Genomic DNA, 25,098 nt, shown 5'->3' with positions numbered 1-25,098 from the left:
AGGAAGTAACATGATAAAAGGAAGAATTCATTCTGTAGAGTCTTGTGGTACTGTTGATGGCCCAGGAATTCGTTATGTCATATTTACACAAGGGTGTTTATTGCGTTGTCAATACTGTCATAATGCTGATACGTGGGAGATCGGTAAAGGAAAAGAAATAACAGTTGAAGAAGTAATGCAGGATGTGACATGTTACCTTCCTTTTATTGAAGCTTCTGGAGGCGGTATAACAGTTAGTGGTGGTGAACCATTATTACAGCTAGATTTCTTAATTGAATTATTTAAGAAATGTAAGGAAGTTGGAATTCATACAACAATTGATTCTTCGGGTGGTTGTTATTCTGAAGAACCAGAATTCCAAAATAAGCTAGATATTTTAATGGATTACACAGATTTAGTTTTATTGGATTTGAAACATATTGATTCAAAGAAACACCGTAAATTAACAGGGAAACCAAATGAACATATTTTACAATTTGCTCGTTATTTATCGGATAAAAATAAACCAATTTGGGTAAGACACGTATTAGTTCCTGGTGTTACGGATAATGAAGAGGATCTACAAAAATTATCTAGCTTTATTCAAAGCCTGTCTAATGTTCAGAAGGTTGAAGTGCTACCATATCATAAGCTTGGTGTATATAAATGGGAGGCACTTGGGCATAAGTATCCACTCGCGAATGTAGAACCACCTACTGAAAAAAATGTAGAGCAAGCAAGACATATTTTACAAGTAGTCTAATCCAAATATTGGATTAGGCTTTTTGCTTTCTTTACAATAAAACCTAGAGTATGTATATAGAAAAGAGTATACTAAAAATAGAATATCCATATTTTTGTAAGGATTAAGTGGAGAAATTTACATAATTGTAAAGGGAAATCAAAATAGTAAAAAGAATTAAGAAGTAAAAGAGTGAGTATCATGGAATAGAGAACATTTGTAAGTTATTGCGAAAGCTCTTATAGGAAAGTATAATGTAAAGATATGAGCACAGATAGGATTAAGGGGTCAATCTTATATGCTTTGCATATCCACGACAGGTACATAGCTGAAAGAGAAGTATTAGAATCTGTTTATGTAATTTTTAAGGAAAATGTTTTTCCTATTGTCGTATATGCAATATGGAGAAACAATAAGCTAGGAGTGGATTTGTTTGATAAAAAACCCCAAGGTTTTAATATTAACTGCACATTACGGTAATGGTCATGTGCAAGTAGCGAAAACATTAGAACAAACATTTCGCCAAAAAGGAATTAAAGATGTAATTGTATGCGATTTGTTCGGAGAATCACATCCAGTTATAACCGATATTACAAAATATTTATATTTAAAAAGTTATACAATAGGAAAAGAATTATACCGTTTGTTTTATTATGGCGTAGAAAAAATTTATGATAAAAAAATAGCATCTTGGTATGCGAACTTTGGAAGAAAACGTTTGAAATTACTTTTACAAGCAGAGAAACCGGATATTGTTATTAATACTTTTCCGATCATAGCTGTACCAGAGTTAAAAAAGCAAACAGGTATTTCAATTCCTGTTTATAACGTATTAACGGATTTTTGTGTGCACAAAATATGGATTCATCGGGAAGTAGATCGTTATTTTGTAGCAACGGATCACGTGAAAAAAATTATGGTTGATATTGGTGTGCCCTCGGAGCAAATTGTTGAAACTGGAATTCCGATTCGTAGTAGTTTTGAGCTGAAGATCAATCCAGACATTATATATAATAAATATCAGTTATGTAAGAATAAAAAGATTTTACTAATTGTAGCAGGTGCTCATGGGGTATTAGGAAGTGTAAAAGAACTATGCCAATCATTTATGTCATTACCTGATTTACAAGTAGTTGTCGTTTGTGGAAAGAATGAAGCGTTAAAACAGGATTTATTAGGAGTACAGGAAAAAAATCCTGATGCATTAAAAGTATTTGGTTATGTTGAAAATATTGATGAATTATTCCGTGTTACTTCTTGTATGATTACGAAGCCAGGCGGTATTACGTTAAGTGAAGCGGCAGCATTGCAAGTACCTGTCATTTTATATAAACCTGTTCCAGGGCAAGAAAATGAAAATGCGATGTACTTTGAAAGAAAAGGAGCTGCAGTTGTCATTCGTGATGATAGTGAGGTTTTTGCAAAGACAGAGGCGTTATTACAAGATGATATGAAGCTTCTTCAAATGAAAGAAGCGATGAAAAGCATTTATCGTCCGGAGCCAGCTGGTCATATTGTGGATACAATTTTGACAGAAAATCATGTAGAACCGAATCATATACCTATTAAATCACCTGCTCTTGCACAATTATTTACTTAATATGAAACCCTCTTTTATATGTTTAAAGAGGGTTCTTTATTGTTTTATAAGATAAAGTAGTAACTTATCCACATGAAGCTTACGCTTTCATTAAACAGTAAAGTCGAAATATTAACAACTATATCCACATTGTCCACAATTTTTAGAAAATTATCCACAATTCTAACATTTACTATGCGTTACAACATATAAAATTGTGAAGGATTTGTTGAATTTATTCACAATTCTATAAATTGTGTGGATAACGTTATCCACACAAAAAAAGGTTCCTTATTTATAAGGAACCTTTTTGTCTATTCTATCACGTAGAAAAAATATGTAATGAGAATGAATAATTAGGGGGGAAAACTTCTAATTATTCATTCTCACTTTAAATACTTTTCGAGCGATAACCCGCTGCGCGATCTGCTTTGCGAAATTCTCGTTGGTAAAGAACTTCTTGTGTACTAGATAATGTGTTTTTTGTTTTGTCACGTTTCTTTTTATCCATTACAAATCACCTCGTGTCCTAAAGTCACTATCTATCGTTCCCAAAGACATAGGGTGATATACGTATATGGCAAAATGTTAATGATTAATTAATTTTTCTAAAAATTTAGATTATGCTTCTTTTAATTGGTGAGCATCTTGGAACGTTGTATCTCGCATTGTAGCAAGTGTATATTGATCTTTTGGGATTTCATATAAGTTATATACTTCTTCATTTGCGTTAATTTCATCATAAACGGCTTTTCTTGTTTCGTTTGCTAGATTTACATATTGTAGTTTTTCGGCAGCTTTAATAGAACGAATATTTATTTTACGAATACGCATAAAGATTGTTTCAATATCTAATTCATAGAAAAGTTCACTAAAAAATGAATCTTTCGCCAATTTATTATAGCCTTTTCCATGATAGGGTTTGCCAAGCCATGTTCCGAGAAATCCGGCTTTTTCTTGCACATCAAATAAAGTAATTGTTCCGATAGGGTTACCCCATTCATCTAAAATTGTGCGTGAAATTAATTCCCCACGCTCTTCAGCTTCAATCGTTTGTTTCGTTAAAAATAAATACTCTTCATAAGAATAAGCCTTTTGACGCACAAAAGGGAAGACAGCTGGGTCCACCATTAACTCGTATAGAACGTGGCTGTCGTGTAAGTCGCGTTTTTTCAACATACTAACTCCTCCTCACACGAGGGTAGCATGACGAAAAAACACCCCACCCTCGAAATTTTTATATCAATCTTTAAAAAATTTCGGGGTGGGAATCGAACCCACTAGAACCAGTTTCTAACGCTGGTGGCGCACCATTTGCCTTCCCCATTCATCAATTTGAAAATGATAATCACGACACAAATTGATTATGGTTTCATTCAGTTTATAATCGTATAATACTTTATCTAGTCAAAAAAATAAACTAGTTTTTTTTATTTTTTTTGTAAATTATTTTTCCATCAATCATGGTTAGTACAGGCTTGGCTAAATAATGGAAAGGATGATGAGTCCATAACACAAGATCAGCGTCTTTTCCAACCTCAATGCTTCCAATTCTATCCTCTAAACGTAAATTTCGTGCTGGAAATATGGTGATTCCTTCTAGTGCAGTTTTTTCGTCTAATCCTTCTCTTACTGCGACAGCAGCACAAATATTTAAATATTGAATTGGTGTATAAGGGTGATCTGTTGTTATAGAAACTTCTACACCATTTTTCGATAATATATGGTAAGTATCCCATGTTTTGTTTTTAAGTTCGATTTTAGAACGGCGTGTAAGAGTGGGGCCAACTGAAACCTTCAAATTGTGTTTCGAAAGTTCTTCAACAATAAAGTGTCCTTCTGTACAATGTTCAATACGTAAATCGAGATTGAACTCTGTTGCAAAGCGTAGAGCAGAACTAATATCATCTGCTCGGTGAGCGTGGATACGTACGGGTATTTCGCGGCGTAATGCTTTTAAGATAGGAAGCATTCGAAAATCAGCTTCATGCCCGTAGTGCTGTGCTTCATAGAATGATTCCCGAAGTAATCCCATAATTCCCATACGTGTTATGGATTCTTTTGTTCCATTACTATGGACCTTTTTAGGATTTTCTCCAAAGGCAATCTTTAAGCCGGCAGGTTCTTGAATAATCATATGATCAATACAAGTTCCAGCTGTTTTTATTACACAAGTCGTACCACCGATAATGTTTTGACTTCCTGGCATAACGTGAACAGTTGTGATTCCGTTTTGTACAGCATCTTGAAATGCAATATCAAAAGGGTGGATTCCGTCCAAAGAACGGATATGTGGTGTTGAAACTTCAGATGTTTCATTTGCATCATTGCCAGCCCAACCAGTACCTTCATCATAGAGACCAAGATGAGTATGGACATCAATAAATCCAGGTAAAAGATGAAGAGCACGAGCGTCTATAACTGTCATATCTTGAGTAGGCTGAATGGAAGGCTTGACCTCGGCAATTCTTTCTCCTATAACGAGTACATCCCCTTGAAATTTTTGGGATGTAATAGGATAGACAATGGCTTGTTTGAGCAATATTTTCATAGGTACCTCATTTCTGTTACTTTACAATATTAATGGAATTTAAGGGAAAGTAACTGAAAGGTTATTTGTGTAATAATGCTCCGGATTCTAGAAAATGAAAGTTTTGAAAGGGACCTTGTAAAACTGTGTTTTAGAAGTACTACATTGTATGCGAAAGTATATTTTGTAATGCATGGTCTATTGCCGGAAATGTGTATTGATACCCATGTTCAATTGCTTTACTAGGTAATACATGTTGTCCTTCGAGTACAAGTATACTCATCTCACCTAATAAAGTGTGAAGCATAAATGAAGGGACAGGTAACCAATGAGGTTTTTTCATTATAGTTGCAATGGTTTCTCCAAATTCCTTCATTCTTATAGGTAGGGGAGCTGTGATGTTAAAAGGGCCATCAATTTCTTCTTTGTGTATGATGAAATCAATTAGGCGAACGACATCGTCTATATGAATCCATGATAACCATTGGTTTCCAGATCCAATTGTACCTCCAATATAGAATTGATAGGGGAGTAGCATTTTGGGAAGAGCTCCTCCGTCTGCGCCTAATACAACTCCAAGTCTTGCGTAGATTGTTCGCATTCCAAGAGAACGTGCTTTAGATGCTTCTTGTTCCCATGAATATACTGTATTTGCTAAAAAGTCATTTCCAGGAATCTCATGCTGTTCTGTAAAAGACTCAGTTTCAGACGTTCCGTAGTATCCAATAGCACTTGCGTTAATAAATGTATTTGGCTTTGTACCAAGTGTTTGCAATTGTTTAATGAGTCCTTTTGTTGTTTGAATTCGACTGTTTAAAATGGATTCCTTTTGTTTCTTTGTCCATCTACTATTAATAGACTCTCCAGCTAGATTAATAACTACATCGATAGAAGCGAGGGGGAAGGTTTGTAAATCTGGTGTCCATTGTACATACTGAAGGTTAGGGTGGGAAGTTTCAGTAGTTTTGTTTCGAGTAAGAATGTAAACATTATATCCTTTTTGAATAAAAAAAGTAGAAAGGTATTTACCGATAAAGCCGGTACCACCAGAAATTGCGATTCTCACAATTATTTCCTCCTCATTATATATATTCTTGAAAAGCAAAAACGTTCCTTGACTATGTTAAAATAATAGAGAGGTGAGAGTATGGCTGTCATTACAAAAATAGAAGTGCAAAAACGATCGAAAGAACGATTTAATATTTATATTGATAAAGGTCAAGGTGAAGAATACGGATTTAGTGTGGATCAAGTAATCTTAATGAAACATGGATTACAAAAAGGATTAGAAATTGATGAAATAGCGTTAGGGAATATTTTATACAATGAAGAGGTACAAAAAGCATATTTACAAGCAATTTCCTATCTATCCTATCAAATGAGAACAAAAAAAGAAGTAGAAGACTATTTACGAAAAAAAGAAGTGGGACAGGCCGTCATCTCTGAAGTCGTTTCGAAATTATTACATGATCGATATATTAATGATAAAGAGTACGCTGTTTTATATACACGAACGCAAAGTAATGTGAATCGAAAGGGTCCAACTGTTATTAAAAGAGAATTATTAAATAAAGGTGTTCAGGATCTAATTATTACACATAGTTTACAAGAATATCCGAAGGAAAAGCAAATTGAGAATGCTTTACTTCTTATAGAAAAGAAGAAAAGGTCTTATCAAAAGCATTCCTTTTTACAAATGAAGCTTAAGTTAGACGAAATGCTTGTTCGTAAAGGATATTCTAGAGATGTGATTCAAATTTGTTTGGAAGAATTGAAAGACGAAAAAGATGACGAACAGCAACAAGAAGCGTTACACTATCATGGGAATAAATATTATGAGAAATATAAGAAGTATGATGGATGGACATTCGAAAATAAGATGAAACAAGCGTTATATCGCAAAGGATTCTCTATTGATGAGATAGAGATATTTTTGCAGATGAAACGTGAAGAGGGATGAGGGGAATAAGATGAATATGCCAAAGCGCTACAGTGAAATGACACCACATGAGCTAAGGGAAGAAATTGGGGTTTTGAAAGAGCAAGCAATAAAGGCAGAGCAACTTGGTATTGTAAATGAGTTTGATGTATTAATGCGAAAGATGGCAATGGCTCGTGCTTATATGACTGATATAAACAAATTTCATATTGGTGAGACATATGAATTAGTAGAAGAACCTGGTATATTATTTGAAATTACGTATTTCAACGGGGTATTTGCTTGGGGACATAAGCAAAATGATAATGAAGAGATTGGAATACCGATTTCTTTATTGCAAGAAAAATGAAAACCAGAGAGCGAATATCTCTCTGGTTTTCATCTTTGGTAGGCGTTACAGGAGATAGGAGATTCTAAAATTGGCGTTTTTTACATTCATTCGCCAGTATAATGAGAGACTGGGTTTGTTGCGTCTGTCCGTTAACTTGCGCTTTTGCATGTTTCGGACGAGTCCACGTATGGTTAAATAATTCAGAACGACTATCTAAGCGATCACGGTAGCTCATCTTTATCACCTCGTGTAGGAAGTTAATTTTTTAGGTTGTACCTGAACTATTCTTCCTGCTGATTTGCAGCACGCATACGTTCTTGTGGGTGCGTGTTAATTGTGCCGTTAGGTCGTTTCGAAGCGAAGCGTGATTTCGCTTTCGGCTGACCATCGATTTTGCTGTTGTTTTTTGACTCAGACCAAAATTCGGCTTGTTTACCCATTGCGAACGCCCTCCTCATCATCAGTTGATACCTCTTTAAGAAGTATCACTTATAGAATGTGCAAAATAGAGGAAACTATCCTTTAGAAATTAAGGGAATAAATAGGTAAAAGGAGAATAGAACATGAATGATATTCACGAAACATTAACAAAAGAATTATTAGACAAAAATGACAAACTTTCTTACGCACAAGCTCGTGCGTGGGTTGAATTATTGTGGGAAGACTTTCAAACAACTTATGCTAAATCAGGTCGTTATCAAGGTGATGAAATGACTGAACAAGTGGTACGAACATGGATTAATAATCATGGAGGTCGCCTTCATGAAATGCGTACAAATAATCCGAAATATAGCCATTTAATCAATCAAGAAGATCATTTGAAACATTAAAAAAAGCGACTTAAGTCGCTTTTTTTAATGTGGAAGTAATTCCAGTTTTTTTCGAAGTTTTTCTTCACTAAAAATCCATCCTGTATAGGAACTAATAATATTTAAATTGTGGTCGAGTTGAACGATTGCAACGAATGGATAATAATCTTTACTGCGATAGCGCAAATCAATGAAGCGAACTTCGTAATAATGATCATAATCGAAAATGTCCCAGCGATACACAGGGGAGAAAGATAGAAATGCTGAGATGTTTTCATCTTGTTTAGCTGCGCGCATAATAGCATTATCTGGGAACGGTACCCGGTCGAACTTATCATATATCATGATGTTACCACGATGCCATCTAGCAACGTAGTAATAATCAGTTGTAACGATTGCTAAATGATAATGATAAAATCTGTAAGAAGGGGAAATGATTATTTTCTCCACATGATTGAAACGTTTATATACGATGCTACGTATGTTTCTATGCATCATAATCCGTCCGATATAGTAAATAATCATCAATATATACGCTGCTAAGGCAGTATACCCTTTATGGGAACCTACAAGCATACAAGCAATCGCGAGTAGGTTGATAAAGAAAATGACGGTATCAAATGTATTAATGATGCCGAGCGCTACCCATTTTTTTGTGAAGGGCCGTAATGCCTGGGTACCGTAGGCGTTGAAAATATCTACAAAGACATGAAGAAAGACGGCAATAAATGACCAAAGTAGTAGATGCAAATATGGAGCGTCTGAAAAGAAGGCGAAAGAGATGCCACTTATAAGGAATGACCAAAGAATCACAGCAGGAATGGAATGAGTAATCCCGCGATGATTTCTTATATATTTAGCGTTATTACGCAATTTTAAAACTGTATCGATGTCAGGAATATTGGAACCGGCAATTGTAGCAAGCATAACTGCTTGTGGCCCAATATCACTTTGTGCTATGGCTGGATCTAACGTTGCCAAACTGCCTAGAGTAACGCCCATAACAAGGTGAGTGGCTGTGTCCATAGAAATCCACCTCCGTTTTTTATTAATGTAACTCTTTTTATTCGATACCTCAAGTCCTTTGCCTTCTATTTCCTATGTCATCTTACTTAAATTTTTTCCTAAAATCTTTATAATAGTACTTATATGCAAAAAAATGAGGGGGATCAAGTTTGACACTTGAAATATTAAATAATTTTAACATAGAGCAGTTTCAAAATGATTTAATTGGTTGGTTTGAAAAAGAGCAACGCGACTTACCGTGGCGTAAAAATAAAGATCCATACCGCGTCTGGGTTTCGGAAATTATGTTGCAGCAAACGAGGGTAGAAGCTGTAAAACCATATTACGCGAATTTTATGGGGAAGTTTCCTACTCTAGAAGCTTTGGCAAATGCTGGTGATGAAGAAGTGTTAAAAGCATGGGAAGGTTTAGGATATTATTCTAGAGCACGAAATTTACATGCGGCTGTAAAAGAAGTGAAAGAAGTATACGGCGGGATAGTACCAAGTGATGTAAAGAAAATTGAAAAATTAAAAGGAGTTGGCCCCTATACAAAAGGTGCTATTTTAAGTATCGCATATGGTATACCAGAGCCGGCAGTTGACGGAAATGTTATGCGTGTATTATCTCGCATTTTATCAGTATGGGATGACATTGCAAAACCGAAAACTAGAAAAGTGTTTGAAGAGATTGTACGTGAAATTATTTCGGCTGAAAATCCATCTTATTTTAATCAAGGTTTGATGGAATTAGGTGCACTAATTTGTATTCCAAAAAATCCATCTTGCTTACTTTGTCCTGTACGTGAACATTGTCGAGGATATGCTGAAGGTGTTCAAAAGGAGTTACCAGTAAAAAGTAAAGCGAAGGCTCCTACAATGGTACCGATTGTTGCAGGGGTACTTCAAACAGAAGATGGTCGTTACGTCATTAATAAACGTCCAAGTACCGGGTTATTAGCTAACATGTGGGAGTTTCCAAATGCTGAACTTGGGGAAGGGATTAGGAATCAGAAAGAGCAGCTTACAGATTATATGAAAGAAAAATTTGAGCTCTCGATTTCTATTGAAGAATACGCAGTGAATGTACAACATACATTTACACATCGCACTTGGGATATATTCGTATTTTACGGAAAAGTAACTGGTGATATTGTTGAAACAGATACATTGAAATTTGTATCGAAAGAAGCATTTGAGCAGTTACCATTCTCGAAATCGCATCGTACGATTTATGAGAATTGCGTTGAGAAAATTACAATGCAATAAAGTGAAACTTTAATCATTGGGGGTTTTCTTCATCCCCCACTGATTATTAGTTGAACTAATCGGACTTTTATGGGCAGTTGATCCCCCACCTAAATTCTTTGCTTTCGCTGCATTTTGAGGTGGGGGTCTTACTGCCCATTAAAGCGGGATAAATTAAAAAAGTGTTCCCTAGATTGGGAACACTTTTTTAATCGTAAGAAATTTTTGTCCCATGAGTCCAATTAGCTTCACCTTGTTGTAAGCCACCTCTTGATTCAATTTCTACTACAATTTCTTTATAGATACTTTGACCTTCTGCATTTAAATACGGCAAAATCTGTTGTAATGAGTGATGAAAATAAGCTAATTCATCTTCTTTCCATTCATTTTTTGAAATCATCGTTAGTTCAGTCATATCGCGTCCTATATACATACTCCCACCTCCATTTCCTATAGTTTGAATGAGTAATAAGAGATATATGCGAAATTTTTTAAAAAGAAAATTACGGATAGCTTCTAAGTAAATTGGTTACATTATTGGTTGTGGAGGTGAGAAAGATGAGTAAAAAACAACAAGGTTATAACAAGGCAACTTCTGGTGCTAGCATTCAAAGTACAAATGCTAGTTATGGTACAGAGTTCGCAACTGAAACAAATGCACAAGCAGTAAAACAAGCAAACGCACAATCAGAAGCAAAGAAAGCACAAGCTTCCGGTGCACAAAGTGCAAACGCTAGTTATGGTACAGAATTCGCAACTGAAACAGATGTGCACGCTGTGAAAAAACAAAATGCACAATCAGCTGCAAAACAATCACAATCTTCTAGTTCAAATCAGTAATGAAAGAAAAACACTTCTCTAATTCGGGAGAAGTGTTTTCTTTGTGCCTGGGTCATGTAATGAAAATAAAGTGAACGACATAACTTCTAATAAGTCAACAAATGTAGTCAAAGGAGAAGGAAGGTAAAGATGAGAAATATGTAATGAGGAATAATAACTGATAAATAAGTCCAAAAGGGGGTAAGTAATGAACGATTTTGATAAGTTGGTAGGAGAGCAATTGGAAACGATGGATGAGTTGTTAAAGTTACAAGCTCATCTAGAGAAGTATCAGCAAATTGAAATGAGCGAAAAGGATACGTGCGATAAAAAGGAATTACATTTTATCCGCCAAGAAATATATAGAACAGAATTAGCATTAAAACTGTTACATGAGAAATTTGAAGAGCAAACAAATAGTGTGATTCAATCTTTTGAAACTGAAAAAATGATTTCGAGTTTAGGATAAGGCATATTGTTACCTTCCGGTGAAAGGTCCTTCTTTAGATAGAAATAAGGAAGGGCTTTTTCTATTTCCATTTCCTCGTTTGTAAATCATTTAGCGAAGGCCCCGTCTCCTAAGAAGATTAGGGATATGGTATTCAGTGTGAAAAATAGAGTCTTGTCGCTTTAGTTTTAAAATTTCGACAAAAAAGTTATAATAGAAAAAAAGTGAATGCAGCTCAAAGGGCATTTGCAGTTGAAAGAAGGGAGCATATATGGGATTTCCCAAAGAAGGAGAAAAAGTACAAATACATAGTTATAAACATAATGGCTCCATTCATAGAATGTGGGAAGAGACAACAATTTTAAAAGGGACACAGAGCCTTGTGATCGGAGCAAATGATCGTACAGTAGTGACAGAATCAGATGGTCGAACATGGATTACTCGTGAACCAGCAATTTGTTATTTTCATGCAAACTATTGGTTTAATGTGATTGGGATGCTAAGGGAAGAGGGAGTATATTATTATTGTAATTTAGGCTCACCTTTTGCATATGATTCTGAAGCATTAAAGTACATTGATTATGATTTAGATATTAAAGTATATCCAGATATGACATATACGCTTTTAGATGAAGATGAGTATGAAAAGCATAGTCAAATTATGCAGTATCCACCTGTTATTGATACTATTTTAAAACGAAATGTAGCACAATTAACACAATGGATTCATCAAAGAAAAGGGCCATTCGCGCCAGATTTCGTAGATATGTGGTATGAAAGATATTTAATGTACAGAAATTAAAACAAACCTGCAGGGGATTTCCCGGCAGGTTTGTCCTATTAGAGGGGGGATTATGTGCAAGGTATAAAAAGATATTTGCAATTTGTTAAACCGTATCGATGGCTTATTGCTATTACAATTATGATTGGTCTAGTTAAATTCGGCATCCCGCTTATTATGCCGTGGTTATTAAAATATATTATCGATGATGTAATTCAAGGCGGAGGGTCACTTCAAGATAAAACATCCCAATTAGTAACAGCCGTTGGGATTGCTTTTTTTATTTTTGCAGTAGTAAGACCGCCAATTGAATATTATCGTCAATATTTCGCGCAGCGTATCGCAAATACAATACTATATGATTTACGAAAAAATATTTTTGGTCATTTACAAAAGTTGAGTTTACGCTATTATTCGAATACAAAAACAGGGGAGCTTATTTCACGTGTAATCCATGATGTAGAACAAACAAAGGATTTTGTAATTACTGGTTTGATGAATGTTTGGCTAGATACGGCAACGATTGCTATTGCTATTATTGTTATGTTTTCTATGAATATAAAATTAACATTTGTTGCGTTATTAATTTTACCTATTTATGTAGTGGCAGTGAAATATTTTTTCGGGCGTCTTCGAAAATTAACGAAAGAGCGTTCGCAAGCTTTAGCAACGATGCAAGGGTATTTACATGAACGTATTCAAGGGATGCAAGTGACACGTAGCTTTGCATTAGAAGAGTATGAGGGTAAGCAATTTGAAAAAAGAAATAATGAATTTTTGACGAAAGCATTAACGCATACGAGTTGGACTGCAAGGACATTTTCGGTAGTGAATACGTTAACCGATTTAGGCCCGTTACTGGTGATCGGTTTTGCAGCATATGAAGTAATTCAGGGACAGTTAACATTAGGGACTATGGTTGCCTTTGTTGGATATATGGATAGTTTGTATAGTCCGCTTCGCCGCCTTGTCAATTCCTCTACAACATTAACACAGTCTTTCGCATCGATGGATCGAGTGTTTGAATTGTTAGATGAAAAATACGATATTGTCAATGTGCCAAGTGCGGTACAAACGACAAAATTAAATGGTGAAGTGATATTTGATAATGTATCTTTTCGTTACAATTCGGATGAAAAAGAGATATTACATAACCTTTCGTTAACTATGTTGCCAGGAGAGAAGGTAGCACTTGTAGGAGCAAGTGGGGGAGGGAAGTCATCTCTTGCTAGCTTAATCCCACGTTTCTATGATGTTTCTTCAGGTGCAGTTTATGTAGATGGGATAGATGTTAGAAAGTATGATATGAGAAATTTACGTAGTCATATTGGAATTGTACTGCAAGATAATTTGTTATTTAGTGATACAATCGGGGCAAATATTTTATATGGAAACCCGAAAGCTACAGAGGAAGAAGTGATTGCAGCTGCTAAAGCTGCGCAAATCCATGATTTTATTATAGAGTTACCTGATGGCTATGATACTGTCGTTGGGGAACGCGGTGTGAAGTTATCTGGTGGGCAAAGGCAACGTGTAGCGATTGCAAGAGTGTTTCTAAAGAATCCATCGTTGCTTATATTAGATGAGGCGACTTCCGCTTTAGATTTAGAAAATGAACGGTATATTCAGCAGGCGCTTCAGACGTTAGCTGCTGATCGGACGACGATCGTAATCGCACATCGATTGGCGACGATTACACATGTGGATACGATTATTTACATTGAAGATGGTGAAATTAAAGAAACAGGTTCTCATGAAGAGTTAATGAAAAAAAGAGGGTTTTATTACAATTTATATCAACTTCAACATATAACAGAAACAGCTCCTTTAGCGTAAAAGGAGCTGTTTTCTTTATTCGTCTTCTTTTTTATCTTCGATTTGGAGTTCTGCTTCTGGTTTATGGTATGTGTAGAAGCTATCCACAAGTAAATCTAAATGCTCTACTTCTTCACTATAGTTAATAATGGCAGAAATAAGAGGGAAAAGGTGTAGCCATGTTTTATACGCTTCCTCATCGTCCTTGTTTTGATAATCCATAAAGATATCAATTAATTCTTGTTTACCTGTTTCAACTTCATCAAGCATTTCAACGGATTGTTGTTTTTTTGCTTTACCAATAAATTTTAATAAAACTTGTTCATGGTAATGGGTTAATGAGTCAAGTTCGTTTTGGATAGATTCCTGAAATTCTTCTGGCATATAGCGCAGTTCATTTTCAGTACGATGTAATGATTTTAACGTACTTAAAGCACGGCTTGTCGTCGCTAACATTTGTCTGAATAAAACGAGCTTACGAATTTTTGCGAACTTTACTTTTTTCGTGTAGCTTCTTTCTTCTTTATACAGCAAATAGTAATGGTTTAGTTTGATCATCTTTTCTTTCATACGATCAATATCAGTTTTTAGCGTTGTAAAATCAGAAGCTTGCCTGCTATTCATTCGAATCCATTTTACAATTTCTTCTGTATTATCAACGATACGATGATATAGTTTTGTTTCGTATTTTGGCGGCATAAACACTAAATTTACAAGTGAAGCCGCAATAATTCCAATCATAATCGTCGCAAAGCGAAGTAAGGCAAAACTAAAGAAATCGTCGCCCTGATACTCCATAATGGCGATAACTGTTACTAAAGCAATTGATATTGTGTTTTCTAATCGTAATTGTAACGTAAGCGCAATTACTAATATACATGTTAATCCAATAATAAAAGGATTATGTCCAAAAGCAGTAGCAAATACGATAGCGAATACCGCACCAATGACGTTTGCTTGAATTTGCTCAAGAGCTGTTAAATACGAGCGGTATACAGACGGTTGAACAGCGAATATAGCTGAGATTCCCGCGAATACTGGACTCGGTAATTGAAGTAAAATACAAGCAAATAAAGCTAATGTGATGGCAATACCCGTTTTTAAAATGCGAGCACCAAGTTTCATACCCTTAATAAGATCCTTTCTCTTGTCATAATGAATGTACAACATGATACTATACATTCATTACAATATGTTAGCAAGTGATATTTTAGTGACGTTAATAAGAAAATAAGATTCATTTTATACTTTTTCCTAATTCTTTTTAAACATCAATTTTTAGTGAAAAAACCTGCTGAATTTCAGCAGGTTTCAAATTGTTACTATAGATTACTATGAGAAGTGTACTTCGTCAATTTTTTCTTGAAAATGAAAAGTTGGTAGATCACTCTGTTGAGATAGATGGATCAGCCTGCTCTTTTTTCGGGATAATTTCAAAAAACTGTTGCTGCATATCATCGAGTAACGGTGTTAATAAAGCAACTTCCTCGTATTGCTCATGTTCATTTAATACACGAATGTAATCTACCAATAACTCAGTCACATCTTGCACGCCGTTTTTACTAATTGGTTGTAATGTAACATTTGCCCCTTTTGCGATTCTTCTTTTTAAGGCGTGTTCTGTTAAACCCGAGCTTGAATCATGACGTAAATAAACAACACCACCAGTCATACCAGCACAAATCCATGGACCAGGATCCCCTAAAACAAGCGCTCGCCCATTTGTCATATATTCAAAAGCGAAACCTTTAATATTAGAGTATACACCTATATTCCCTTGCTCTTTTTCACGGAGTGGCTTTGTCATTCGCCCTCCAATTATCATGTCTGCTCCAGAGAGGCGAATGCCAGCGCGAGCATCAGCGTTACCTTGAACGTATAGCGATCCTTTTTGTGCACCGTACCCAAAACCTTTTCCGACAGAACCGTTATAATATATGCCGTCTTTTCCTTTTGCTTTCGTTATATAAATACCACCACCAAAGGAGGTTTTACCAATACCATCTTGTGCACCGCCATTTACGTGTATAAATAAGTTCTCACTATTGTAAGCACCTAATCCATTTCCAGGAATAGAGCCATTCGTATACTTTAATGTAAGTGGTTCAAGCTTGGTGTCTTCATATAATTTACTACGAACGCGATAGCAAGATTCTAGACCCCCCATAACGCGTTGCTCTACGCCAACGCCTATTAATTCTTTTGAATGAGGGGAATGAACTGTTTCAAATTGTTTTTCCGGTACGTATTCTATTTTTGTAACAGATGGGTTTTCTATCGTTTGTAGTAAATTACATAAGTCTAATAAATTTTCGCCTCGAACTTGTTCTAATAAATCGGAATGTCCGACAATTTCTTGTAAATTTGTATAACCAAGATTTCCTGTTAATCGTTTTAGTTCTACGCCAAAAGCGGTGAATAAATGTAATAATCCAGCAACGGCGCTTTCTAATTCGCGCGGGACGAAGCGGCGTAATCCGTGTTCTTTCGCCTGAGCTTCAGAATCAATTTGTGTTGCAATTCCAACGTGACAAGTATCTAGATGACATCCGCGGCAAGTTGTACAGCCGATTGCAATCATGGATAATGTACCAAATCCAATACGGTTTGCCCCAAGGAGCATGATTTTCAAGGCATCATTAACACTTCGAATACCACCGTCAGCCCAAATTTCTACCTTTTGTCTCATATTTGCTTCTAATAAAGCATTGTGAGCGGCTTTCACACCAATTTCTGCAGGAAGGCCTACATGTTGCAATGCGTGAATACGTGCGGCACCTGTACCACCATCAAATCCGCTAATGTTAATAAAGTCAGCACCAGCCTTTGCGATACCGACAGCAATTGTTCCAATGTTAGGGACGACAGGGACCTTTACAGCTACTTTCGCAAGTTGATTAGCCGTTTTAATTTCTGTAATCATTTGAGCTAAATCTTCAATGGAATAAATATCATGGTTGTTAGAAGGTGAAATTAAATCAGAGCCAATTGTAGCATTACGCGCTTCAGCGATTTTTGCTGTTACTTTTGAACCAGGCAAATGTCCGCCTTCACCAGGCTTTGCGCCTTGCCCAATTTTTATTTCAATTAAGTTTGATGAGTTTAGTAGTTCGGCGTTTACACCAAATCGCCCAGATGCAACTTGTTGTCCACGTGTATGTGGATATTTTCCAATCATATCTTTAATTTCGCCGCCTTCACCGTTCAAGCTAATCATATTTAGCTGATCGGCCGCTTCTGCATATGCACGAAAGGCAATTTCATTTTGAGAACCGAATGACATGGAACTGATAATAAATGGTAAATCATGATTTTGAATGCTGATGGATACTTCTTCGGCCGGAACGACATGTTTTGTTTCTTTCGTTTGAACAAGATGTCTAATCGCGATTGGATTATTTTCTTCTAACTCACTTAATTTGTCACGGTAATCATCATAAGAATTTCCTTTTGCGACATCGCCGATTGCTTTCCAAATTCGCGGGAATATATGAAAAGATTTTCGCATTCTAACTTTAGGATTGTTATAATCATCCGCTCGCAATTGTGCATCTTCAGCAAGTGATTTAAGCGAAAAAGCTAAATCATTTGAACCGAAGAAATTCGTAATTTGTAATATATTTGCGATTTCCTCATGTAATCCGATAGAAGAATAGAGGCGACCGTAACCACGTAATTCATGAATTCCAATTGTTGAAATGACTTTTTCTAGTCCTTTATTAAGAGCATTATACAAATTCGTAATTGGCGTTTTTGTTCCATCATTTACGGTTGCAAATAATAAATATGGATTCATACCATCTGCTCCTAATCCATACAGTGTGACGATATCATGTAAAGAGCGAAGAGCACCAGAACGTATAACGAGAGAGCAGTTTCGGCGTAATTTATTTTCGCTTAATACTTGATGTACTTTAGCGGTAACTAAATGCGGATCAATCCATAACTGTTCATTTAGATGAGCGTTGGCATCGTCTATTAATAGTAGGGAAGCTCCATCGTTCACGGCCTTTATCGCTTCAGAACTAATTCGATTTAAGGCGCATTGTAAAGTTTCTGGCGGACTGAATGTAGCAGAGATTGTAGCGATAGAGCTATGAGTATTGAATAGCTGTATAAGTTGTTCGTACGTAATTGTGTGTAATTTCTCTGTAATAGATTGTGCTACACTTCCTTCTAAAATAATGGGGGAAAGCATCTCAACTACAAATGGCCGTTTAGCTCCGCTTAATAAACTTGGGCGCTCTCCAAGTATTGTTCGTGTGGAGAAGTGCTCGACCTCTCGATCACGATCGATTGCTGGATTTGTAACAACGGCTACACTTTCCTTAATGAAATCAGCGATATTTCGTCTATCAGTATCGAGTGCTGCAAGTGGTGAGTCATGCCCCAGTGAGCGAATTGGCTCAACGCCTTTTGTTGCCATCTGTTCAAGAAGCTGAATATGTTCTCGGTCCCATCCAAAAGCAACGTATTGTTTCGTTTCGACTTGTATAGAATCACATAATCCTGGGATTTCTTTCGTTTCAGGGATAGATAAGTTTAAATGATAATCTTTAGTATCAACTCGCTTTTTAAAACGGTTATATACTTGAGTTTGGTAGTCATCGTATTCGTAGAGTACAAGTTCATCTTGTTCATTCCACTTTAGACCGACTTTTTCTCCAGGAGCGAGTGGTTTTGGTTCTGCTACATATTCAGTTGGTGATACAACTCCAGGTTCAGAAGAGAAAACATAAGAACTCGCTGTCTCTACTTTCCATACTGGTCGTAGTCCAAGGGAATCAACGCTGAAAACAGCCTCATCTTTATAACGTGAAATAATACCAGCTGGACCTTGCGCAAAATGGCCCCAAGCTTCACGTATATACGTATATAAATCTTGTAAATGCGGTTCATAAAGTTTCATTTCATTAATAATTGGTGGGAATAGTATATCCATTGCTTCAAATAAACTGTAGTCGTATTGAACAAGTAGAGTTTCTAAGGTGCGGTTTAAATCTTGGGAGTCACTGCCCCCAGCAGTAAGTGGAACATGAATCATGTCAGCTTGATCACGTAATTTTGCAATTGTGTTAATTTCACCATTATGTCCGAGAATGCTAAATGGTTGTACACGAAAAAAATTAGATAATGTATTAGTAGAATAGCGGTTATGTCCTAGAGTCATAGTTGAAGCGATAAGTGGATGTTGTAAATCATTGTAATAGGCAACAAGTGTATCCCCAGCGCCTAGAACTTTATATACAACATGGTCACGACTTAATGAAGCAACATGAATCGCTTCGTTTTCCTCTATTTTTATCGTTACTGAAAATAATGTTTGCTCAACATTTTCAACTTTATTTTCTGCGATAAGAGCAACTTGCCAAAATAAAGGTTCTTCCTGTTTACCAAGTGGACCGAGTGCATCGGAATTTATTACATCATCACTTTCAAAAATAATAGTAAAACTTTCGTTATTTAATTGCGTACGAATATGATTTTTTAAATTAACGATATTTGCGTTTTTGTTTAGAAAAAAATGTCCAACGATAAAGTGGGGATGATCCACAATCGTTGGATTGTATCCGTTATTTTTCAGCTTTTCATTCCAAAGTGCTTTTGGGACATCAATGTGAATTCCGATACCATCTCCTTCACCATTAATGAAACCAGCTCGATGATTCATTTTGACAAGTGATTGTATGCAAAGATCAATGTTTTCTTTCGTGGCAACTTTTCGTTTCTCCATAACGGAAACGATTCCACACGCATCATGTTCTGCATTTTTATAATCTCGAAATAAAGACGGTGTCCATGTATTTGTTTTATTGAGCATCCGTCAATCCCCCCTCTTATTGAAGTTTGAATAATCTTACTATTTAAGGCGTGAGCAGCCTTGTATACAAAGGTAGTAAGGATATAAAAGAAAATTAAACAGATAATTATGAATAATTATACTATTAATGAGGGATTTATGAAATAGAAAAAAGGAAAAAAGAAAGATGTGCTTTCTTTTTTCCTTTTAATGGCGGGATTATTTATTATCCGCTAAAGCAGCGAATGCTCTGCCTACAGCTTCAATTGTATATTCAATATCTTCTTTTGTATGTTCTGTCGTTAAGAACCATGCCTCGTATTTAGAAGGTGCTAAGTTAACTCCTTCTTGAAGCATAAGCTTGAAGAATTTACCGAACATTTCACCGTCTGTATCTTGTGCTGCATCGTAATCTTCAATTGTATTTGTTGTGAAGTATACAGTTAAAGCACCTTTTAGTCGGTTTAATGTAATATCAATATTATGTTTCGTAGCTTGCTCTAAAATTCCTTTTTCAAGCATTGCACCAAGTTCATCTAATTTCTCATAAAGACCTTCTTGTTGAAGAACTTCTAGACAAGCGATACCGGATGCCATAGAAGCAGGATTTCCTGCCATTGTACCAGCTTGATATGCAGGTCCGAGCGGGGCAACTTGTTCCATAATTTCTTTCTTACCACCATAAGCACCGATCGGAAGTCCGCCGCCAATAACTTTACCAAGCGCTGTTAAGTCTGGTGTTACGCCAAGTAAGTCTTGAGCACCACCGTACATGAAGCGGAAAGCAGTAATAACTTCATCATAAATTACTAGTGCACCAGCTTCGTGAACAAGTTCATTCACTTTCTCAAGGAAGCCAGGTTTTGGCTCTACAATACCGAAGTTTCCAACAATCGGTTCTACAAGGATAGCTGCTACTTCGTGTCCCCATTTATCTAAAGCTTCTTTTAAGGTTTCTACATTATTAAATGGAACGGTAATAACTTCTTGAGCGATACTTTGTGGTACACCGGCTGAGTCAGGAGTTCCTAGCGTAGAAGGGCCAGATCCAGCTGCTACAAGTACTAAATCAGAATGACCGTGGTAACAACCAGCAAATTTCATAATTTTTGTGCGGCCTGTGTAAGCACGAGCGACACGAATTGTTGTCATTACTGATTCAGTACCAGAGTTTACGAAGCGGACTTTATCTAATGCAGGCATTGCTTCTTTTAACATTTTTGCAAATTTTACTTCTAGTGCTGTTGGTGTTCCGTAAAGTACACCATTTTCAGCAGCTGTTGTAATTGCTTTTGTAATGTGCGGGTGAGCATGTCCAGTAATAATAGGACCGTATGCTGCTAAATAATCGATATATTTATTTCCGTCTACATCCCAGAAATAAGCACCTTTTCCACGTTCCATAGCAACAGGAGCGCCGCCGCCAACTGCTTTAAAAGAACGAGAAGGACTATTAACGCCGCCAACGATATGTTCTAAAGCTTCTTTATGTAATGCTTCTGATTTTGTGAATTTCACTACAATTCATCTCCTTACAAAAATCTATGTATTATTCTAACATGTTTTTCGAAAAGACGTATTGTTTGTGATAGAGAAGGCAGTTGGGTAAACTATTCGTTGTGACATTTAGGAGGGGGGTCCGATTATGAAATCGGTAATTGAGGTACAAGGGTTACGTAAAGAGTTTACAGCCTATTCAAGTCGTCCGGGATTAAAGGGTGCTTTTCGCGATTTATTAAATCGTAATTATAAAATAGTACCAGCAGTAAATGATGTATCTTTTAATGTGAAACAAGGTGAAATGGTTGGATATATCGGTGAGAACGGTGCTGGTAAATCAACAACTATTAAAATGCTTACGGGGATTTTGACTCCGACATCAGGAGAAATTTTAGTAAATGGGATGAACCCCCATAAGCAGAGAGAAGAATTCGTAAGAACAATTGGTGTTGTTTTCGGTCAACGCTCACAACTTTGGTGGGATATTGCTGTACAAGAATCTTTTCGTTTATTAAAAAAAGTGTACGGTGTATCAGATGCTCAGTATAAAGAGCATATGGAACACGTGATTGAAACGTTAGATATTGGTCCTTTATTAGATAAGCCAGTTCGAAAGTTATCTCTAGGTCAAAGGATGCGTTGTGAATTAGCGGCAGCATTAATTCATAATCCACCGTTATTATTTTTAGATGAACCAACAATTGGATTGGATGTTCTTGTGAAATTAAAAATACGTGAATTTTTAAAAGAAATGAATGAACGTTACAAAACAACAATTTTATTAACAACCCATGATATTACTGATATTGAAGCTTTATGTGAGCGCGTTATCATGCTGGATGAAGGAAATATTATGTATGACGGTTCTTTAAATAATCTTCGTACGCAGTGGGGAGCAGAGAAGGAAATACATTTTCAATTTATTGCACCAGTTTCCTATCAGGCTTTATCAATGGTTATGCCAGATAGTCATGTCGTTTGGTCGAAAGCGAAAGAGGAAAACGCGTGGGTTGCAAAAATACCGAATGAAGAAGTTATCATTTCAATGCTTATCTCTAAAGTAGTACAAGCCTTTCAAATTAAAGATTTAAAAATTAACGAAGTGTCTACAGAGGAAATTATTCGTAACATTTATGAGGAAGGTATTAAACATGGGTAAGTACATTGAAATGATTCGGATTCGCTTTTTAATGATGCTTGCGTATCGTACAAACTATTATAGCGGGATTTTAATTTATACAATTAATATCGGTGCGTATTATTTTTTATGGCAAGCAATTTATAGTGGAAAAGAGAATATTGAAAGTTTATCTATTTCGCAAATGACTACTTATATCGCAATTGCGTGGATGGCACGTGCCTTTTATTTTAATAATATAGACAGGGAAATTGCGATGGAGATTCAAGAAGGACGTGTAGCAGTAGAACTCATTCGTCCATATAACTATTTAGGCATGAAAGTGATGCAAGGTCTTGGTGAAGGAATATTTCGTTTTGCTTTCTTTTCAATTCCAGGTATGGTTATCGTTACCTTATTATTTTCATTGCAAATTACAACGAATTTTCAAACGTGGTTATATTTCTTCTTATCTTTAATATTTAGTTTTATTATTAATACACAAATTAATTTAATGACTGGAATGCTCACGTTCTTCCTATTTAATAATAGTGGAATTATGTATGCAAAACGTGTTGTTATTGATTTATTTTCAGGTCTATTATTACCAATTAGTTTTTATCCGTTATGGGCCCAAAAAGCAATGGTATTTTTACCGTTTCAGGCTATTAGTTATATTCCGAGTATGATTTTTTCAGAAGGCATACAAGGAAGTAAATTGTATGAGGCATTATTATTCCAAGTAATTTGGGCAATTGTACTTATTATTCCAATTGTACTCATGTGGAGAACGGCGAGAAAACGTCTAATTGTACAAGGGGGATGATGAGATGATATATATAAACCTATTTTTGCAATATGCAAGCCAATATATAAAAACAAAATTGGAGTATCGGGGCGATTTTATCGTTGGATTACTTTCTGATTTAGCACTACAGGCTGTTAATTTAATCTTTATTCTCGTTGTGTTTGGACATACACAAGCATTAAAGGGCTGGAGTAGAGAAGAAGTAATCTTTATTTATGGTTTCTTTTTAGTACCGTTTGCCATATTCTCAGCTTTCTTTAACATATGGGACTTTAATGATCGTTACATTATTAAAGGAGAAATGGATCGTATATTAACGAGACCGATTCATAGTTTATTTCAAATTATATTAGAAAGAATGGAACTTGAATCTTTAATTGGAGCGATTACAGGAATAATTGTAATGGGATATGCAGCAGTGGAGCTGCAATTATCTTTTTACTGGTACGATTTCTTCTTATTCTTACTGATGGTAGGAGGAGGAGCACTTGTATACGGAGGGATATTTGTTACGCTTGCGAGTCTTGGTTTTTGGTCGGATGCGAAAAGTTCAATTATGCCGCTAATGTATAACATAGGTAACTATGGTCGCTATCCTGTTAACATTTATAACCGTGTGATTCGCTTCATTTTAACGTTTGTTTTACCATTTGCGTTTGTCGGAGTGTATCCAGCAGCATACTTTTTAAGAAAAACAGAGTGGAATAGCTATGCATTTGCAACACCATTCGTTGGTGTTATCTGTTTTACGATTGCAATTACTCTTTGGAATCAAGGGGTAAAAAGGTACCGTGGTGCTGGGAATTAATTATAGAAGCTTGTTTGTTTCTAAGGGATAAATCCAATGGCTGTCTCATACATATAAAATGAGGTGGAGGACATGTTATGGGGATTTATTCTATTAATTGCAGCAATTGCTATTTTGAGAAGTGTCCAATTGTTATGGAGTTCATATTCAGATTCTAGGCGTTTCTTTTCGCTTTATAATTTAGCCTCCTTATTTTTAATTTATACAACGGTATTGATTGCGTTTGGGTTAAGTTATGTTGTATTAGAAGAAATGGGCTTTGCAGTTTTGAAAGAAGATGGAGAAAGCTTGCATGCCCAATCTTTTCAACTTGTAGAAATTTGCTTATATTTTAGCGCGGTTACTTTATTGTCCGTTGGGTACGGTGATATAGCTCCGATTGGAATAGGGAGATGGATTGCGATTGCAGAAGCGCTAATTGGATATACATTACCGTTTGCTTTTGTAATGAGGTCTGTAATAGACAATGAAAAATAAGATAGCATTTGATATAGTAAAAGAAAAGAGTAGGAGTGATAACAATGATCACAGTAGGAGAAATGGCTCCAGAATTTACATTAGAGGGAAGTAACGGGGAACAAGTTCGCTTAACTGATTTTCGTGGTAAAAACGTAGTGCTATATTTTTATCCGAAAGATATGACTCCAGGGTGTACAACTGAAGCATGTGATTTTCGCGATGCGTATGGATTATTTCAAGAGAAAGATACAGTTATTCTAGGTGTAAGTCCGGATTCAGCGAACAGACATCTGAAATTCATTGAGAAGCATGATCTTCCATTTGTACTTTTAGTAGATGAAGATCATAAGGTAGCGGAATTATACGACGTTTGGAAATTGAAAAAGAACTTTGGAAAAGAGTATATGGGAATCGAGCGTTCTACATTCCTTATTAATAAAGACGGTGAGCTTGTAAAAGAGTGGCGTAAAGTGAAAGTGAAAGGACATACTGAAGATGTTCTTTCTTATATAAAGTAAATCCATTGTGGAGATAAAATATATAGAAGTAAGGCGAGTGTCTATACATATTTTATCGTCTTAC

Annotated in this window: 26 protein-coding genes; 15 read left to right on the top strand and 11 right to left on the bottom strand. The window is 35.9% G+C overall.

Going from position 1 to position 25,098, the window contains the following annotated elements; all coding sequences use genetic code 11:
* Positions 1-10 precede the first annotated feature (10 nt).
* The gene (gene pflA, locus QEP67_RS25410) at positions 11-742 is read left to right on the top strand and encodes a pyruvate formate-lyase-activating protein (RefSeq protein WP_000589743.1); all 732 of its coding nucleotides are present in this window, start codon (positions 11-13) and stop codon (positions 740-742) included.
* Positions 743-1,154: 412 nt separating this feature from the next.
* Complete coding sequence (locus QEP67_RS25405; protein WP_000594705.1) at positions 1,155-2,321, top strand: diglucosyl diacylglycerol synthase; 1,167 nt, start codon at positions 1,155-1,157, stop codon at positions 2,319-2,321.
* Between the two features lie 370 nt (positions 2,322-2,691).
* Here QEP67_RS25405 and QEP67_RS25400 read toward each other — a convergent pair whose 3' ends face one another.
* The 4 genes from QEP67_RS25400 to QEP67_RS25385 form a co-directional block, all read right to left on the bottom strand.
* Complete coding sequence (locus tag QEP67_RS25400; RefSeq protein ID WP_000358487.1) at positions 2,692-2,811, bottom strand: YfhE family protein; 120 nt, start codon at positions 2,809-2,811, stop codon at positions 2,692-2,694.
* Between the two features lie 110 nt (positions 2,812-2,921).
* Positions 2,922-3,479, bottom strand: a complete 558-nt coding sequence (locus QEP67_RS25395) for a GNAT family N-acetyltransferase (protein WP_000914737.1) — start codon at positions 3,477-3,479, stop codon at positions 2,922-2,924.
* A 241-nt stretch (positions 3,480-3,720) separates the two neighbouring features.
* Complete coding sequence (locus tag QEP67_RS25390; RefSeq protein WP_000698306.1) at positions 3,721-4,851, bottom strand: amidohydrolase family protein; 1,131 nt, start codon at positions 4,849-4,851, stop codon at positions 3,721-3,723.
* Positions 4,852-4,990: 139 nt separating this feature from the next.
* On the bottom strand, positions 4,991-5,896 hold the full coding sequence (locus QEP67_RS25385) for a TIGR01777 family oxidoreductase (RefSeq protein WP_001216942.1): 906 nt from the start codon (positions 5,894-5,896) through the stop codon (positions 4,991-4,993).
* 81 nt (positions 5,897-5,977) lie between these two features.
* Between QEP67_RS25385 and recX the strand changes: the two genes are divergently transcribed.
* Together recX and QEP67_RS25375 are read left to right on the top strand one after the other, a co-directional pair.
* Positions 5,978-6,790 (top strand): recombination regulator RecX, encoded by an 813-nt coding sequence (gene recX, locus QEP67_RS25380; protein WP_000268506.1) that lies wholly within the window; start codon positions 5,978-5,980, stop codon positions 6,788-6,790.
* A gap of 10 nt (positions 6,791-6,800) precedes the next feature.
* Positions 6,801-7,118 (top strand): YfhH family protein, encoded by a 318-nt coding sequence (locus QEP67_RS25375; protein WP_001057030.1) that lies wholly within the window; start codon positions 6,801-6,803, stop codon positions 7,116-7,118.
* Between the two features lie 64 nt (positions 7,119-7,182).
* Here QEP67_RS25375 and QEP67_RS25370 read toward each other — a convergent pair whose 3' ends face one another.
* On the bottom strand, positions 7,183-7,335 hold the full coding sequence (locus QEP67_RS25370; RefSeq protein WP_000122093.1) for a YpzG family protein: 153 nt from the start codon (positions 7,333-7,335) through the stop codon (positions 7,183-7,185).
* Between the two features lie 46 nt (positions 7,336-7,381).
* Positions 7,382-7,540 (bottom strand): small, acid-soluble spore protein K, encoded by a 159-nt coding sequence (locus tag QEP67_RS25365; RefSeq protein WP_000517891.1) that lies wholly within the window; start codon positions 7,538-7,540, stop codon positions 7,382-7,384.
* A gap of 123 nt (positions 7,541-7,663) precedes the next feature.
* Between QEP67_RS25365 and QEP67_RS25360 the strand changes: the two genes are divergently transcribed.
* The gene (locus QEP67_RS25360) at positions 7,664-7,930 is read left to right on the top strand and encodes a YfhJ family protein (protein ID WP_000997857.1); all 267 of its coding nucleotides are present in this window, start codon (positions 7,664-7,666) and stop codon (positions 7,928-7,930) included.
* Between the two features lie 24 nt (positions 7,931-7,954).
* Here the strand turns inward: QEP67_RS25360 and QEP67_RS25355 are convergent, their stop codons facing one another.
* Positions 7,955-8,935, bottom strand: a complete 981-nt coding sequence (locus tag QEP67_RS25355; RefSeq protein ID WP_000379134.1) for a metal-dependent hydrolase — start codon at positions 8,933-8,935, stop codon at positions 7,955-7,957.
* A 149-nt stretch (positions 8,936-9,084) separates the two neighbouring features.
* On the opposite strand from QEP67_RS25355, the gene mutY reads away from it, so the two are divergent.
* Positions 9,085-10,182, top strand: a complete 1,098-nt coding sequence (mutY, locus tag QEP67_RS25350; RefSeq protein WP_000171415.1) for an A/G-specific adenine glycosylase — start codon at positions 9,085-9,087, stop codon at positions 10,180-10,182.
* Between the two features lie 187 nt (positions 10,183-10,369).
* On the opposite strand, the gene QEP67_RS25345 is transcribed toward mutY, so the two are convergent.
* Positions 10,370-10,594 carry a hypothetical protein gene (locus QEP67_RS25345; protein ID WP_000275434.1) on the bottom strand — a complete coding sequence of 75 codons (225 nt, stop codon included), beginning with the start codon at positions 10,592-10,594 and terminating at the stop codon, positions 10,370-10,372.
* Between the two features lie 125 nt (positions 10,595-10,719).
* Between QEP67_RS25345 and QEP67_RS25340 the strand changes: the two genes are divergently transcribed.
* The 4 genes from QEP67_RS25340 to QEP67_RS25325 all read left to right on the top strand — a co-directional run bounded on the left by QEP67_RS25340 (position 10,720) and on the right by QEP67_RS25325 (position 14,045).
* Positions 10,720-11,001 carry a gamma-type small acid-soluble spore protein gene (locus QEP67_RS25340; RefSeq protein WP_000039033.1) on the top strand — a complete coding sequence of 94 codons (282 nt, stop codon included), beginning with the start codon at positions 10,720-10,722 and terminating at the stop codon, positions 10,999-11,001.
* A 187-nt stretch (positions 11,002-11,188) separates the two neighbouring features.
* Positions 11,189-11,449: a YgaB family protein gene (locus QEP67_RS25335; RefSeq protein WP_000997583.1), complete on the top strand. Its 261-nt coding sequence runs from the start codon at positions 11,189-11,191 to the stop codon at positions 11,447-11,449.
* Between the two features lie 250 nt (positions 11,450-11,699).
* A complete protein-coding gene (locus tag QEP67_RS25330) occupies positions 11,700-12,230 on the top strand; it encodes a DUF402 domain-containing protein (RefSeq protein WP_000506626.1) in 531 nt (176 codons plus the stop codon).
* A 54-nt stretch (positions 12,231-12,284) separates the two neighbouring features.
* Complete coding sequence (locus tag QEP67_RS25325) at positions 12,285-14,045, top strand: ABC transporter ATP-binding protein (RefSeq protein WP_001161632.1); 1,761 nt, start codon at positions 12,285-12,287, stop codon at positions 14,043-14,045.
* A 15-nt stretch (positions 14,046-14,060) separates the two neighbouring features.
* Here QEP67_RS25325 and QEP67_RS25320 read toward each other — a convergent pair whose 3' ends face one another.
* From QEP67_RS25320 to hemL, 3 genes are all read right to left on the bottom strand, one after another.
* Entirely contained in the window at positions 14,061-15,149 is a 1,089-nt protein-coding gene (locus QEP67_RS25320) for an aromatic acid exporter family protein (RefSeq protein ID WP_000765792.1), read from the bottom strand.
* 259 nt (positions 15,150-15,408) lie between these two features.
* A complete protein-coding gene (locus tag QEP67_RS25315; RefSeq protein ID WP_353706463.1) occupies positions 15,409-19,845 on the bottom strand; it encodes a glutamate synthase-related protein in 4,437 nt (1,478 codons plus the stop codon).
* A gap of 198 nt (positions 19,846-20,043) precedes the next feature.
* Positions 20,044-21,342, bottom strand: coding sequence for a glutamate-1-semialdehyde-2,1-aminomutase (hemL, locus tag QEP67_RS25310; protein ID WP_000673251.1), 1,299 nt, complete (start codon positions 21,340-21,342; stop codon positions 20,044-20,046).
* A 127-nt stretch (positions 21,343-21,469) separates the two neighbouring features.
* Here hemL and QEP67_RS25305 point away from each other — a divergent pair, with 127 nt between their 5' ends.
* The 5 genes from QEP67_RS25305 (at position 21,470) to bcp (ending at position 25,034) form a co-directional block, all read left to right on the top strand.
* Positions 21,470-22,483, top strand: coding sequence for an ATP-binding cassette domain-containing protein (locus QEP67_RS25305; RefSeq protein WP_000843640.1), 1,014 nt, complete (start codon positions 21,470-21,472; stop codon positions 22,481-22,483).
* Complete coding sequence (locus QEP67_RS25300; protein WP_000521523.1) at positions 22,476-23,267, top strand: ABC-2 family transporter protein; 792 nt, start codon at positions 22,476-22,478, stop codon at positions 23,265-23,267. The genes QEP67_RS25305 and QEP67_RS25300 overlap by 8 nt, the downstream gene beginning before the upstream one ends.
* 4 nt (positions 23,268-23,271) lie before the next feature.
* Positions 23,272-24,057, top strand: a complete 786-nt coding sequence (locus QEP67_RS25295; protein WP_000639385.1) for an ABC-2 family transporter protein — start codon at positions 23,272-23,274, stop codon at positions 24,055-24,057.
* A 72-nt stretch (positions 24,058-24,129) separates the two neighbouring features.
* The gene (locus QEP67_RS25290) at positions 24,130-24,534 is read left to right on the top strand and encodes a potassium channel family protein (RefSeq protein ID WP_000964347.1); all 405 of its coding nucleotides are present in this window, start codon (positions 24,130-24,132) and stop codon (positions 24,532-24,534) included.
* A gap of 44 nt (positions 24,535-24,578) precedes the next feature.
* Positions 24,579-25,034: a thioredoxin-dependent thiol peroxidase gene (gene bcp / locus QEP67_RS25285; RefSeq protein ID WP_000633726.1), complete on the top strand. Its 456-nt coding sequence runs from the start codon at positions 24,579-24,581 to the stop codon at positions 25,032-25,034.
* Positions 25,035-25,098: the final 64 nt, after the last annotated feature.

Source organism: Bacillus cereus group sp. MS39 (assembly GCF_040448665.1).
In the GTDB taxonomy this organism is placed as follows: Bacteria; Bacillota; Bacilli; order Bacillales; family Bacillaceae_G; genus Bacillus_A; species Bacillus_A wiedmannii.
This window is presented reverse-complemented; position numbering and strand designations above follow the sequence as displayed.

Bases quoted from the DNA above. Each gene is read 5' to 3' on its own strand.
- QEP67_RS25360 (WP_000997857.1), top strand. From the start codon at position 7,664: ATGAATGATATTCACGAAACATTAACAAAAGAATTATTAGACAAAAAT.
- QEP67_RS25320 (WP_000765792.1), bottom strand. From the start codon at position 15,149: ATGAAACTTGGTGCTCGCATTTTAAAAACGGGTATTGCCATCACATTA.
- recX (WP_000268506.1), top strand. From the start codon at position 5,978: ATGGCTGTCATTACAAAAATAGAAGTGCAAAAACGATCGAAAGAACGA.
- pflA (WP_000589743.1), top strand. From the start codon at position 11: ATGATAAAAGGAAGAATTCATTCTGTAGAGTCTTGTGGTACTGTTGAT.
- QEP67_RS25330 (WP_000506626.1), top strand. From the start codon at position 11,700: ATGGGATTTCCCAAAGAAGGAGAAAAAGTACAAATACATAGTTATAAA.
- QEP67_RS25340 (WP_000039033.1), top strand. From the start codon at position 10,720: ATGAGTAAAAAACAACAAGGTTATAACAAGGCAACTTCTGGTGCTAGC.
- QEP67_RS25295 (WP_000639385.1), top strand. From the start codon at position 23,272: ATGATATATATAAACCTATTTTTGCAATATGCAAGCCAATATATAAAA.
- QEP67_RS25370 (WP_000122093.1), bottom strand. From the start codon at position 7,335: ATGAGCTACCGTGATCGCTTAGATAGTCGTTCTGAATTATTTAACCAT.
- QEP67_RS25300 (WP_000521523.1), top strand. From the start codon at position 22,476: ATGGGTAAGTACATTGAAATGATTCGGATTCGCTTTTTAATGATGCTT.
- QEP67_RS25290 (WP_000964347.1), top strand. From the start codon at position 24,130: ATGTTATGGGGATTTATTCTATTAATTGCAGCAATTGCTATTTTGAGA.
- QEP67_RS25355 (WP_000379134.1), bottom strand. From the start codon at position 8,935: ATGGACACAGCCACTCACCTTGTTATGGGCGTTACTCTAGGCAGTTTG.
- QEP67_RS25305 (WP_000843640.1), top strand. From the start codon at position 21,470: ATGAAATCGGTAATTGAGGTACAAGGGTTACGTAAAGAGTTTACAGCC.
- QEP67_RS25390 (WP_000698306.1), bottom strand. From the start codon at position 4,851: ATGAAAATATTGCTCAAACAAGCCATTGTCTATCCTATTACATCCCAA.
- QEP67_RS25315 (WP_353706463.1), bottom strand. From the start codon at position 19,845: ATGCTCAATAAAACAAATACATGGACACCGTCTTTATTTCGAGATTAT.
- QEP67_RS25345 (WP_000275434.1), bottom strand. From the start codon at position 10,594: ATGTATATAGGACGCGATATGACTGAACTAACGATGATTTCAAAAAAT.
- bcp (WP_000633726.1), top strand. From the start codon at position 24,579: ATGATCACAGTAGGAGAAATGGCTCCAGAATTTACATTAGAGGGAAGT.
- QEP67_RS25365 (WP_000517891.1), bottom strand. From the start codon at position 7,540: ATGGGTAAACAAGCCGAATTTTGGTCTGAGTCAAAAAACAACAGCAAA.
- QEP67_RS25335 (WP_000997583.1), top strand. From the start codon at position 11,189: ATGAACGATTTTGATAAGTTGGTAGGAGAGCAATTGGAAACGATGGAT.
- QEP67_RS25400 (WP_000358487.1), bottom strand. From the start codon at position 2,811: ATGGATAAAAAGAAACGTGACAAAACAAAAAACACATTATCTAGTACA.
- QEP67_RS25395 (WP_000914737.1), bottom strand. From the start codon at position 3,479: ATGTTGAAAAAACGCGACTTACACGACAGCCACGTTCTATACGAGTTA.
- QEP67_RS25375 (WP_001057030.1), top strand. From the start codon at position 6,801: ATGAATATGCCAAAGCGCTACAGTGAAATGACACCACATGAGCTAAGG.